The sequence below is a fragment of the Maribacter sp. 2-571 genome, assembly GCF_050589625.1.
Lineage (GTDB): Bacteria > Bacteroidota > Bacteroidia > Flavobacteriales > Flavobacteriaceae > Pelagihabitans.
In genome coordinates this window covers 59746-73210 of sequence record NZ_JBNGOP010000011.1, presented here as the reverse complement: position 1 = coordinate 73210, position 13465 = coordinate 59746, and the positions used below count along the sequence as shown (strand labels likewise).

General features: G+C 44.8%; 10 protein-coding genes. 9 read left to right on the top strand and 1 reads right to left on the bottom strand.

Going from position 1 to position 13465, the window contains the following annotated elements; all coding sequences use genetic code 11:
* Window positions 1-59 precede the first annotated feature (59 nt).
* From ACRD7P_RS09750 to ACRD7P_RS09715, 8 genes are all read left to right on the top strand, one after another.
* Window positions 60-308 carry a hypothetical protein gene (locus ACRD7P_RS09750; RefSeq protein ID WP_430907367.1) on the top strand — a complete coding sequence of 83 codons (249 nt, stop codon included), beginning with the start codon at window positions 60-62 and terminating at the stop codon, window positions 306-308.
* A 158-nt stretch (window positions 309-466) separates the two neighbouring features.
* Window positions 467-916 carry a MarR family winged helix-turn-helix transcriptional regulator gene (locus ACRD7P_RS09745; protein ID WP_430907440.1) on the top strand — a complete coding sequence of 150 codons (450 nt, stop codon included), beginning with the start codon at window positions 467-469 and terminating at the stop codon, window positions 914-916.
* Between the two features lie 14 nt (window positions 917-930).
* Complete coding sequence (locus ACRD7P_RS09740) at window positions 931-3336, top strand: 3-hydroxyacyl-CoA dehydrogenase NAD-binding domain-containing protein (RefSeq protein ID WP_430907366.1); 2406 nt, start codon at window positions 931-933, stop codon at window positions 3334-3336.
* Window positions 3337-3372: 36 nt separating this feature from the next.
* Entirely contained in the window at window positions 3373-3729 is a 357-nt protein-coding gene (locus ACRD7P_RS09735) for a four helix bundle protein (RefSeq protein ID WP_430907365.1), read from the top strand.
* A gap of 45 nt (window positions 3730-3774) precedes the next feature.
* Window positions 3775-4965, top strand: coding sequence for an acetyl-CoA C-acyltransferase (locus ACRD7P_RS09730; protein WP_430907364.1), 1191 nt, complete (start codon window positions 3775-3777; stop codon window positions 4963-4965).
* An 85-nt stretch (window positions 4966-5050) separates the two neighbouring features.
* A complete protein-coding gene (locus ACRD7P_RS09725; protein WP_430907363.1) occupies window positions 5051-6862 on the top strand; it encodes an acyl-CoA dehydrogenase family protein in 1812 nt (603 codons plus the stop codon).
* Window positions 6863-7032: 170 nt separating this feature from the next.
* Window positions 7033-8037, top strand: a complete 1005-nt coding sequence (locus ACRD7P_RS09720) for a DUF3829 domain-containing protein (protein WP_430907362.1) — start codon at window positions 7033-7035, stop codon at window positions 8035-8037.
* A 134-nt stretch (window positions 8038-8171) separates the two neighbouring features.
* On the top strand, window positions 8172-8963 hold the full coding sequence (locus ACRD7P_RS09715; protein ID WP_430907361.1) for a hypothetical protein: 792 nt from the start codon (window positions 8172-8174) through the stop codon (window positions 8961-8963).
* Between the two features lie 43 nt (window positions 8964-9006).
* Here the strand turns inward: ACRD7P_RS09715 and ACRD7P_RS09710 are convergent, their stop codons facing one another.
* Window positions 9007-11769: an MGH1-like glycoside hydrolase domain-containing protein gene (locus ACRD7P_RS09710; RefSeq protein ID WP_430907360.1), complete on the bottom strand. Its 2763-nt coding sequence runs from the start codon at window positions 11767-11769 to the stop codon at window positions 9007-9009.
* 226 nt (window positions 11770-11995) lie between these two features.
* On the opposite strand from ACRD7P_RS09710, the gene ACRD7P_RS09705 reads away from it, so the two are divergent.
* Window positions 11996-13432, top strand: a complete 1437-nt coding sequence (locus ACRD7P_RS09705; RefSeq protein ID WP_430907359.1) for a pyridoxal phosphate-dependent decarboxylase family protein — start codon at window positions 11996-11998, stop codon at window positions 13430-13432.
* Window positions 13433-13465 lie beyond the last annotated feature (33 nt).

Sequence of the window (13465 nt, the reverse complement as noted above, 5' to 3'; positions counted from 1 at the left end):
GAGTACCCTCAAGAAAGGTTTGCACTGAAGTGAGTCCTTTCCGTTAACGATGGTGACCAATGAGAATTACATTCAAGTACCGTACAACGGAACAGCATAAAAAAGGAACTACCCTACTATTGGTGATGAGCTTATTTGCTCTAGTTTTAATGTTGGGTATTTTAGGCTTTTGCTTTTATGGTTTGGAAACCGACGACCAAAACACACCCTTAATTTTTATGGTTCCCACGGTGCTAGGGCCCTTGAGTATTTTTCCGGCATTGATCGCAGCGCTATTTCAAGCCGAGATCAAACGCCGTAGGGAGTAGCACAAGACTTTTAGCCATCAAAACGATTTCTTCACCTCAAGGGAATCGGTTCTCCCCTTCTTACAAGAATATTTCGTTTTCATTTTATCGGATTTTCAAAAATTTATTATGCATGCATAATAAATTTTTGCTATATTTGGACTTCCACAACGAATATGATGAAAGATATAACGATTGATTATGCCCTTAGGGCTACGTGGCAAGCAGTGGCCAGAATGTACAATGAAGAGGCCAAAGGATTCGGTTCTACAATGGCGGTAGGATTTACCTTATTGAGTATCGATCCCAAAACAGGGACCCCTTCAACGGCCTTGGGGCCTAAAATGGGAATGGAAGCGACCAGCCTTTCCCGTATATTGAAAAGTATGGAGGAGAAAGGCCTTATACAGCGCAAACCGAATCCAAAAGATGGTCGGGGCGTACTGATCCACCTTACCGAGTTTGGTTTGGAGAAAAGAAAGGACTCAAAAGATGTTGTACTTCGGTTTAATGAAGTCGTAAGAAATAATATCACCGAGGAACAGCTACATTGCTTTTTTGAAGTAATGGAAACGATCAACACTTTGGTAATAGAAAAAAAGATACATATCACGGAAACAACTAATTAATCTTAACACATTAGATGAACAAGCATATCAAAAAAGTAGCGATCATTGGTTCCGGAATTATGGGAAGCGGTATCGCTTGCCATTTTGCCAATATCGGCGTAGAAGTTTTACTGTTGGATATCGTTCCAAGAGCGTTAAGTGACAAGGAAAAGGCAAAAGGGTTGACCTTGGAGGATAAAGCGGTACGCAACCGTCTGGTAAACGATGCGTTGACGGCGGCCTTAAAATCGAAACCCTCCCCTATTTACCATAAGAACTTTGCCCACAGGATCACTACCGGAAATTTAGAGGATGATATTGCCAAGGTAGCCAAGGTAGACTGGATCATAGAAGTGGTGGTTGAACGGTTGGATATCAAAAAGACCGTTTTTGAAAATCTTGAAAAACACCGTACCCCGGGAACCCTAATTACATCCAACACCTCTGGTATTCCGATCAAATTTATGAGCGAGGGCCGTAGTGATGATTTCCAGAAACATTTCTGCGGAACGCACTTCTTCAACCCTGCCCGATACCTAAAACTATTCGAAATAATACCTGGACCACAAACAGCGCCGGAAGTACTTGATTTTCTGAATGGCTATGGAGAACAATTCTTGGGAAAAACATCGGTCGTTGCCAAGGACACTCCGGCATTTATCGGAAATCGCATCGGTATTTTCAGTATCCAAAGCCTTTTTCACATGATTAAGGATATGGGCATGACCGTAGAAGAGGTCGATAAATTGACCGGACCGGTAATCGGCCGTCCCAAATCGGCCACCTTTAGGACCGTGGACGTGGTCGGTTTGGATACTTTGGTGCACGTAGCCAATGGTATTGCCGAAAATTGTAAGGATGACGAGCAACACGCGCTGTTCCAACTGCCCGATTTCATCAACACCTTAATGGAAAACAAATGGTTGGGCAGTAAGTCGGGCCAAGGCTTTTATAAAAAGTCAAAAGGAGCCAATGGGAAAACCGAAATCCTTACGCTCGATTTGGACACCATGGACTATCGTTCCAAGAAAAGTGCGAAGTTTGCGACCCTCGAACTGACCAAGACCATTGATAACGTGGTGGACCGGTTCAAGGTACTTGTCGGAGGAAAGGACAAAGCGGGAGCATTTTACAGAAAAAGTTTTGCGGCGCTGTTTGCCTATGTTTCGCACAGGATTCCCGAAATCACCGATGAGCTTTACAAAATAGACGACGCCATGAAGGCCGGCTTTGGTTGGGAACATGGTCCGTTTCAAATTTGGGACGCTATCGGCGTAGAAGAAGGTTTGGCGATAATGAAAGCCGAAAATGCGGAAGCCGCTCCTTGGGTGGCCGAAATGTTGGCTTCGGGCCAAAAGTCATTTTATGCAGTAAAAGAAGGCGCTACCTACTACTACGACATACCCAAGAAAGCAGTAGAAAAAATCCCTGGACAGGATGCGTTCATCATTCTTGACAATATTCGAAAGTCGAACGAAGTCTTTAAAAACAGCGGAGTGGTCATCGAAGATATCGGTGATGGCATTTTGAACGTTGAATTCCAATCCAAAATGAATACCATCGGCGGGGATGTACTTGCCGGTTTGAACAAGGCCATTGACTTGGCCGAGAAAGATCATCAAGGATTGGTGGTAGGGAACCAAGCCGCTAATTTTTCGGTAGGCGCCAACATCGGAATGATCTTTATGATGGCCGTTGAGCAGGAGTATGACGAGTTGAATATGGCCATTAAAATGTTCCAGGATACCATGATGCGCATGCGCTACTCTTCAATTCCCACCGTATCGGCACCCCATGGGATGACCCTTGGCGGTGGTTGTGAACTATCCTTGCATGCGGATAAAGTAGTAGCCGCAGCGGAGACCTACATTGGTTTGGTCGAATTTGGTGTTGGGGTCATCCCCGGTGGTGGTGGATCTAAAGAATTCGCAGTTCGCGCTCAGGACACCTTTAAGAAAAACGATGTTGAGCTAAACGTATTGCAAGAGTATTTCTTGACCATCGGTATGGCCAAGGTATCCACATCCGCTTACGAAGCATTTGATCTTGGAATCTTACAGCCCGGTAAGGATATCGTGGTAGTGAACAAGGACCGTCAAATTGCTACGGCCAAAGCACATGCCAAGTTGATGGCGGAAGCGGGCTACACCCAACCACCAAAACGAAAGGATATCAAAGTACTTGGAAAACAGGCTTTGGGCATGTTCTTGGTAGGGACCGATTCCATGGAAGCGAGCCATTACATCAGCGAGCACGATAAGAAAATTGCCAACAAATTGGCCTACGTAATGGCTGGGGGCGATTTATCGGAGCCTACTCGTGTAAACGAGCAATATTTACTAGATCTGGAACGGGAAGCCTTTTTATCGCTTTGTAGCGAAAAGAAAACACTGGAACGTATTCAGCATATGTTGAAGACGGGGAAACCGTTAAGAAACTAGTAAAATCGACTAAAAGACGAAAAGAGTAAGGACAAAATGACTCATAATTTCAGAAAACTAAAAATTTGGGAAGAAGGGATGTTATTGGTTCAAAGTTCTTACGGAATTACAAGAACGTTTCCAAAATTTGAGAGGTATGGATTAAGTAGTCAAATGAACCGATGTGCAGTATCGATTCCTTCAAATATTGCAGAAGGAAGTAGCAAAAGTACCGATAAACATTTTAGCCAGTTTCTAGAAAGCAGTCTCGGGTCCGCATTTGAATGGGAGACGCAGCTTATTATTGCTTACCAGGCTGGATATGTTAAAAAGGATTCGTTCAAAGATTTTGAAATTAAAATACAACGCTTACAAAAAATGATATCACGATTTCGAAGAAGTTTAAACAATTAGTCCTTATTCTTTCTTCTTTTCGTCTTTACATCCAAAAATACAGATATGAAAACAGCCTATATAGTAAAAGCATACAGAACAGCGGTGGGAAAAGCGCCCAAGGGAGTATTTCGTTTCAAGAGAACCGATGAGCTCGCAGCGGAAACCATTGAATACATGATGAAAGAACTGCCCAATTTCGACAAAAAGCGAATCGACGATGTCATTGTCGGCAATGCCATGCCGGAAGGATCCCAAGGGTTGAACATGGCCCGTTTAATTTCATTGATGGGACTCGATATTGTCGATGTCCCCGGAGTTACCGTCAACCGTTTTTGTTCGTCGGGAATAGAAACGATCGGCATTGCCACGGCCAAAATTCAGGCCGGTATGGCCGATTGTATCATCGCCGGGGGAGCCGAAAGTATGAGTTCCGTTCCCATGACGGGCTACAAGACCGAATTAAACTATGATTTGGTCAGTGAAGGGCATGAAGATTATTATTGGGGTATGGGAAATACTGCTGAAGCGGTCGCCAATGAGTATAAGGTTTCCCGTGAGGACCAGGACCAATTTGCCTACGATTCCCATATGAAGGCGTTAAAGGCACAGGCCGAAGACCGTTTTCAAAAACAGATCGTACCGATTGAAGTGGAGCAAACCTACATTGATGGTAATGGAAAAAGGGCTACCAAAACCTACACGGTAACCAAGGATGAAGGTCCTAGAAAAGGAACTTCAGTAGAAGTATTGAACAAGCTGCGCCCTGTTTTTGCCGCAGGAGGCAGCGTTACCGCCGGTAATTCTTCCCAGATGAGCGATGGTGCCGCGTTTGTAATGGTTATGAGCGAAGAGATGGTAAAAGAATTGAATTTGGAGCCCATTGCACGCTTGGTCAATTATGCCGCTGCAGGGGTACCGCCAAGAATAATGGGTATCGGCCCCGTAGCTGCCATTCCCAAAGCATTAAAACAAGCCGGACTCAAGCAAGATGCAATAGAATTGATCGAGCTGAACGAAGCCTTTGCCTCCCAGTCCCTTGCCGTAATTCGAGAACTGAACCTCAACCAAGATATCGTTAACGTGAACGGAGGAGCCATTGCATTGGGACACCCCCTAGGATGTACCGGGGCCAAACTCTCCGTACAACTTTTTGACGAAATGCGACAACGGAACATGCAGGGCAAATACGGAATGGTAACCATGTGCGTAGGAACCGGACAAGGTGCGGCAGGGATATTTGAATTTTTGAATTAATAGCTATCAGATGTTAGTATTGGGTACAAAGAATTTAATCAGATTCTCTCAATACTTTCTACTAAATACTTAATACTAGTTTATTATGAGCACAGAAACGATGCAAAAAGACATTCTTAGAGGTGGACAATTCCTCGTAAAAGAAACACAATGCGAAGATGTATTCACTTTGGAAGACCTTTCCGAAGAACAACAAATGATGCGCGAAAGTACCAAAGAGTTTGTAGACCGCGAACTTTGGGCGGAATGGGAACGTTTTGAAAACAAAGACTACGCCTTTACCGAAGAAACCATGCGAAAAGCTGGTGAATTGGGACTCTTGGGCATCGCCGTTCCGGAGGCCTACGGTGGTTTGGGAATGGGATTTGTGTCTACGATGCTCGTATGCGACTATATTTCCGGTGCTACGGGATCTTTTAGCACGGCGTTCGGCGCCCATACGGGAATCGGTACCATGCCCATCACCCTGTACGGAAACGAAGCGCAAAAACAAAAGTACGTGCCAAAACTGGCGACCGGAGAGTGGTTCGGAGCCTACTGTTTGACGGAACCTGGAGCGGGTTCGGACGCAAACTCGGGTAAAACAAAGGCTGTCCTTTCAGAAGATGGTAAGCATTACTCCATTTCGGGACAAAAAATGTGGATATCCAATGCCGGTTTTTGTAACCTGTTCATTGTATTCGCACGGATTGGAGATGATAAGAATATTACCGGATTTATAGTCGAAAACGACCCTAGTAACGGTATTTCCTTAGGAGACGAGGAAAAAAAATTGGGAATCCACTCCTCCTCTACCCGACAGGTGTTTTTTAGTGACACCAAGGTACCGGTAGAAAACATGCTTTCCGAACGCGGAAATGGATTTAAAATAGCAATGAACGCCCTTAACGTAGGACGTATTAAACTGGCCGCTGCCTGTTTGGACGCGCAACGCCGTGTGATCACGGAAGCGGTAAAGTATGCCAACGAACGCGTGCAGTTCAAAACCCCGATCATTAATTTTGGGGCCATTAAGGCCAAAATTGCCACTATGGCGACCAACGCCTATGTTGGGGAATCGGCAAGTTACCGTGCCGCGAAAAATATCGAAGACCGTATTGCGATTCGAGAAGCGGAAGGAAATTCACATCAAGAAGCGGAACTGAAAGGCGTTGAGGAATATGCTATCGAGTGTTCCATTTTAAAAGTGGCGGTTTCCGAAGACTGCCAGACGACCACGGACGAGGGAATTCAGGTTTTTGGCGGAATGGGCTTCAGTGCCGATACTCCAATGGAATCGGCGTGGAGAGACTCGCGCATCGCCCGTATTTACGAAGGAACCAACGAAATCAATAGGATGTTGGCCGTAGGAATGTTGGTCAAAAAAGCGATGAAGGGCCATGTAGACCTATTGGGTCCGGCTACCGCGGTAGGAGAAGAATTGATGGGAATCCCATCATTCGATGCTCCGGATTTTTCCGAGCTTTTTGCGGAAGAAAAAGATTTGGCAGCACGTTTGAAAAAAGTGTTCCTGATGGTCGCAGGTAGCGCCGTTCAAAAGTTTGGTCCGGAACTTGAAAAGCATCAGCAGCTGATGATGGCCGCCTCCGATATTTTAATTGAAGTCTATATGGCCGAATCCGCCATTCTTAGAACCGAGAAAAACGCCAAGCGCTTTGGGGAAGCGTCCCAAGCCACACAAATTGCAATGGCAAAACTGTACCTTTACGAAGCTACGGACATCGTAATTCGCAAGGGAAAAGAAGCCATAGTTTCCTTTTCCGAAGGCGATGAACAACGCATGATGCTCATGGGCCTCAAGCGGTTCACAAAATACACCAATAACCCGAACGTAGTAGCCTTGCGCACTCAAATTGCCGACAAGGTAGCTGCGGACAACGGGTATACCTTTGACTAATTCGGATTGAATTCTGTTTGAATCGGAAGGAAAGGCCGCTCCAACATTGGGGCGGTTTTTTTTATCCCTATCCCTATTTTAGGGGAGTACTTTTTAACCACAAACAGTAGTCCCATATACGGCACGGGATGTACCTTTGGAGCGAAAAATAAACCAATATAGCAACACTTATGAAAATCATCCGTTTTGGTATCGTGGCTACAGTTTTAATGGGCACGATATCCTGTAAAGAAACACCAAAATCATCTGCGACATCCACCGAGGAAATCCTAAGCGAAACAGGTGCCGATTCCAGACAGACCTATATCAATAAATACAACGAATATATCGCCGTTTGGAACAACATTAGCCCAAGGGTGGAAGAAGCGTACACCCGAGTTACCGACTTGCACGACCCTGCAACTGGAAAACCCAAAAAAAAGCAAGACCGTTATTACGTGCCCGCAGTAAACGGTGACTCCTATATCGACCGTTTGGAGTCGATGCTAAAGAAAGAGCCCGCCATTTCCGAATTGGATGGGTTGGGGAAAAAATTGGTCGCTTCGTACAATGCGCTAAAAGGACCTTTGGAAAAACTGTCGGATTACTATAAGCTGCAGTCCTATCTTGAGGACGATTTTGAAACATCTTCAAAATTGTACCCCCAGGTAAACGAGCACCTAAAAGAATATTTGGACGCTAGCGACCAATTGGGTAACGCACTCCAAAAAATAGATGCAAAGCTATTCAGCGAGGAAATGGCTTCCTATAAGGAAGAAGGACTTGATCTTTTATATGCCCGTGGGATGTTGTTGGCGAGCATAAAACAACATACCGCACCATTATATGAACTGCCCTATGACGGATATGAAAATATCGACTTCGAGGCGTATGACAAATCATTGGCCGCGGTTATCGAACACTATAACGCCTTTAAAGAACTATCAAAAGACCCAAAAAGGTTAAAAGCTGAAATGAACATCAGCAGGCCCGCTCCCTTTGTCATTTTTTATTCCAACTTGGATACCTATATCCGAGAAAGTAGAAATCTAAAGGAAATGGTGAAAACACCAAAGGATTATAACCAAATGAAGTCGACGGTGAGTAGCATGGGCATTCAATTTGCAAGCTCCAGCCATGCCAAAGTAATCAATGCCGCAGAAAGTGTGATTACCACTTCGAACAGTTTGAACTAAGCAACGTATCCGCTATTATTCGAATAGTACTACCATTTTCCATACAAGTACCAAAAAATCACTCTTTTCCAGGGTGGTGTTTTTACGGAAATCCGGGGTGTTTTTAGTTGTGGAAATCTACTATACTAACACCTATGACCACACAACGAAAAGATCCGACCATTAGAGTACTCACCATTGGAACCATACTGATCTGTATCGGCAGTTTGGTATATTATCTTTACAATTTGCATGTATCCCGACCAAAAGTTACTTTAACCGAAAACACTGTTCCGGTTTATATGGATTACGGTACTGTGGAGGGTATGGAATACTGTAACGATTTTTTTGCGTTCCGCTTATCGGTTCCAAAAGGGCATAACGCTACCTACAAAAGGTACGATTACCTAAAAACCGGCTTTCAAATAACGGATTCCGTCAATGCGGTTCCACAAAAAGCGAGTACGATCGAAGACCTCACTTTAGTGATTATTGAACCTAAACTGGAAAAAATTGATTTTATGAAGTCGTTCAAGGAAACCAATTCCATAGCGGAGTGGAACGCATATCATAGTGAAAGATCAAAAAGGGAGCGCTTCGGCGCGGACTACCAACTAAGTATTCGTGTGCATAATTTAGCGGGAGCTTCGGCCGCTGCCTATGAAGAACAATTCCAAAACCTCCACCATCCCGGGTACCGTTCCCCAACAATTAAGGAAATATCCGGTGTTTCTTTTCGGGAATACCATGGTATGGAAAGCTTTGGCGGGCCAGAACAGCAAACGATGTTCATATTAATGGGCGGAAAGAACAAAAACATTATTACGTATTTTACCGAAATCAATGGGTTTTCCTTAAGTATCGACATGTTTTACTATACCGAAGCCCAAAAAGCGTTATTACAGAACATGCTCGATGAACTCCATTTTTTTCACTTCCTTAACTGACCGATTACCTTTGTAATAGTAGAAATCGTCGATTTCACAGAACCTATTTTGTGGACTTCAAGTCCCTATCATGAACGACTTTCAAAGATAGTTTTCCGAGCCGACCCTTTGGGGTTATATTGACTTTCTTTCCCTTGGGCGCGTTATAGCGCAAGTGCAATTCATCGTTTACAACGGTCCATGATACCGTAACGGGACCTGCCGGGTGCATCACCGTACCTTTGGCCCATTCCAAATGTGAGGATTGTGGTGAGATTTGGATGATCTCCCGATCTAGGTTTTGATACCAGCCCAATTGCACTCCCAATGCGGCGGTCGCCAAAAAATAGGTCGGATGGCCGCTCCAGGCGTGGCTAGAAGTACCTTGATTTCCTTGGATGTCAAAATTTTCCCAGGTGGTCGGTCTAGAGGAATGCTCCGCCATAGGCGCCCAATGGCGTTTTAAAAAAGCTTCGGCCGTAGCGATTTCCCCATGCCGGTATAGCAAGGCAAACAAATAAAAAGAGCTGTACGGAGTAATCTTTCTTTTTCGGGATACCGTTCCGATCGTGCCCAACTCTTTCTTGAGGTTGCTTAAAATAGCCGTTATCTGTGCGGTATCGGCGACCTCAAAAAACGCAGGCCAGATACTACTGGTTAAATGATGATCTACAATCTTGTTATTATTTTTCACCCCATCGATATACATCCCTTTATCCGCATCCCATAAATGTGTGTTGATGGCCGTCGTCAACATATCGGCTTCCTTATTAAAAAAACGCGCATCCGAAACCTTGCCGAGTTCACTTGCCCAGTTCGCAATCGTTCTTAAGCTCTTTACCAAAAGTGCCTGGAATGCCGTCATATAGGCATCTTCTTTATTCAAATCGGTCCACTCGATAAAAACCCGATCGGCATGTACGAGTCCCCAAGTACCTTTTCGAGCCAAATGCTGCTTTAAAAGCGAAGCGTAGTTTTCATAGTAATCTTTGGCCAAGGTACTATCCCCGGTGTATTGCTTCAGGTAGTCCGCCGTCAACAGGGTTATCAAGGGAAAGTCGTTATGCCGGTTCTGTTTGCCGTCGCGCATCTCTTCTTTGTACATGTCCTGAAAAACGGCCAAGGAGTGTTTGGCAAGGCGCATATCACCGCTCATGGCCATAGTTATTGCCAGTTCGGGAAGCATATCGCCGGCATATAGCCCACGTTCGCGAAAAGGGGTATCGGTATAGGAATCTTCGGCACAAAGCTGTAACGTTCTCCAACCTGCGCCATAAATTTTATTGACTACGGAATCGTTACATTCAAAACGCCCTATCGTTTGAAAAGGATATACCTGCCGTACCATTCCTACCTTCTCGACCGACACCGCATTTTCGGGGCCATAGAGATTCAGTTGAAGGTACTTGGCACCATAGGGTTTAAACGATTCGTATCGTCGGGCGACGCCATCGGCTATGATACGTAACCCTGCCGCTACTTGAAAACGTTTGTATAACCATGGGCCCCCATCCACATGCTTTTCTTCGCTAAAACCAATATCGATTACCGTTCCCTTGGGAAAATCGCCCTCCACAAAAAAACGGCCCAACTGTGTCTCTTCCATCTCATATTGTAGTCCCGTTCCTTGCGCGGCAAGTTTAAAACTCCGTGCTTGGTCTTTTTCGACAATTGAATCCATACTTTTCCTCTTCCCAGGTGTTTTCCATACCATGTCCCGCACCGGATGGTTTGCGGTAATACTTTTGGGGTGGTCAATAAACTCCGTATTGAACGCTTCTTCTAGGGATAGCTCCTTTTTGGTAAGGTCGACCGCATCATAAACACGTTGATTTTTACTATTTTGTGGTAAAAAGGTCTTGAACCAATTCGTCCCCGCTTTCTTTCTTTCCGCTGATACCGTTATCCGTTCCTTTTTTGGGACGGCCAAATAAAAATCCCAAGACCCCCAAATGATGCTATATTTTACGACCAACAGGTTCCATCCCTTATGAAGTTGCCCAGTATGGTTTCGCCTGTAGGTAGCCTCCTCGGCGAGATTATTTGGGGGTAACGGTTTTCCGTTCAAATAGTAGTCGCCCCACCACAGCCCTAAATTCACCTTTTTTTCCGTTTCGCTGAACAAATAAGTGTATCCGATAGCTTTTTGTGATGTATTGTATTCCAACCCATTCCTGTCAGGAGTAGGAATTCTGAAGGAATAAAGGTCTTCGGTATCCAATAACGGAAAAGGTCCGCGGACGGCCTCCGCTACAATTTCGGTCTGGGTGAGTTTTGGTATGGGCCGGGCCTGAAAAACACCCCATTTTTTTGGTCCGACCACAACCGGCGTTTGCCAATTACCATCTTTAGAGTTGCAATGGTCCCAACCCATATCCTTGGAGGTGTCCCAGTTCTCTATGGCCCCGGTGGCAAAAGAAAAACGGGGCATATCTTTTTGAAATCCCTCGGAAGTACGACAGCGCCATTCTAAAGAACTCAGGTCTATTTTTCGATTTTGCCGCGTCTTTATTTCCCCCCATGCAGCAAACCCACCATGATAATCAAATAGTTGGTAGGTTTCCAATCCATTGTTCAGCGCTTTTACCACCAAACAATTTTCCCCTTTGCGCAACAATGGAGCTAAATCATAGCTGTCATAATAGGGATGTTCATGAAAAGATCGTACCGGGCCAAAGTTGACATAGGTGCCATTGACATACAGTGCATATCGAGAGTCGGCATAAAGATACAGGTTCGCTGTTATAGGTGTTTCTTCCAGCATAACCGATTTCTGAAAAAACACCAATTCGTTGCGATCGCCACCATCTTTCCGGGTCCATACCACAGTAGGACTTTGCCCTAGAACCTGATAGCAAAAAAAAATAAAAAAAAGGAAACACCTTAACTTCAAAACTTCGTTCGTTTCGTTGAATTGAATTGAATTACAATTCGCCCCATAAGATAGCTAGAAGTTCTGTAGTGGATGTTACCCAAAACGTCAAAAACCCAACCGTTTTGATCAGGCTGCGATCAAACTTGTGTTACAAGATACAAGCAACTATTTTTAACACATGAAAGAGCAAGGTTTGAAAAACGTATATGATTCGGAAAAATTTCGAGAAAGGGGACACCGCTTGATCGACCAATTGGCCGATCATTTGGAAGATAAGACAACGGAAAAGTCGCACCGTGCCATCCATTGGAATACCCCGGACGAAGAACTCCGTTTTTGGAAGGATTTTCTGAAAAACGGCGAAGTGGATAGTATGTTCTCGAATATGATAGCGCGCACGACATATGTTCACCATCCCCACTATATTGGGCATCAGGTCAGTCCTACGGCCCCGCTTACCGCTCTGAGCGGTATGATCAGTTCGCTTTTGAATAATGGAATGGCCATTTATGAAATGGGAATGGCACCATCGGCCATAGAACGGGTGGTAACCGATATTCTATGTAAAAAAATAGGTTTTGATACAAATGCAAGGGGATTTTTAACCTCTGGAGGCACCTTGGCCAACCTCACCGCCCTTTTGTCCGCACGAAAGGCAAAAATATCCCATGATGTATGGAACGAAGGAAACTCCCAACAACTGGGTATTCTCGTAAGCGAAGAAGCACATTACTGTGTCGATAGGGCCGCAAAAATAATGGGACTGGGAGAACAAGGGATTATAAAGATCCCGGCGACGGACGGCTATGAAATGGACGTTTCGCAGTTGGAAAGCTCCTACCGAAACGCCTTAAAAAAAGGGATTCATGTTTTTGCTATTGTTGGAAGCGCCCCTTCCACCGCTACCGGGGTCTATGACGATTTAGACGCCATTGCCGCCTTTTCGGAAAAATATGATCTATGGTTCCATGTTGACGGTGCCCATGGCGGAGCGGCCATTTTTTCCGAAAAATACGTGCATACGGTTTCGGGAATCGACCAGGCCGATTCCGTAGTGATCGATGGCCATAAAATGATGATGATGCCAACGATTACCACCGCCCTTCTCATGAGGGAAGGTAAAAACGCAAATGCCACCTTTAGTCAAAAGGCCGATTACCTCCTGACCCAGGAAGATCATGAAGATTGGTATAACTCCGGAAAGCGTACGTTCGAATGTACCAAAAACATGATGAGCATTCACTGGTACAGTATGCTAAAGCTATATGGGGAATCCATTTTCGACGATTATCTTACCCATTTGTATGATATGGGAGGGTTATTTGGAGAAATGATCGAAAAGGAAACGGATTTTGAATTGGCGGTCACGCCCGTTTCGAACATTGTCTGTTTTCGGTATATCGACCCTGTAATGGAAATGCAAGACCTGAATGCACTAAACGAGAAAATACGTCAAAAACTACTGGAAGATGGTACATTTTATATTGTTCAGACCAAACTTAGAACAGTGCATTATTTAAGGACTACTATCATGAATCCCCTTACTACGTATGCCCACCTGTCCCTGCTATTGGAAACCATCCGTAAGTTGGCGACCACGATTTTAAAGGAATGATGGGGATTCGGCCACGATATACGACCGGAATCC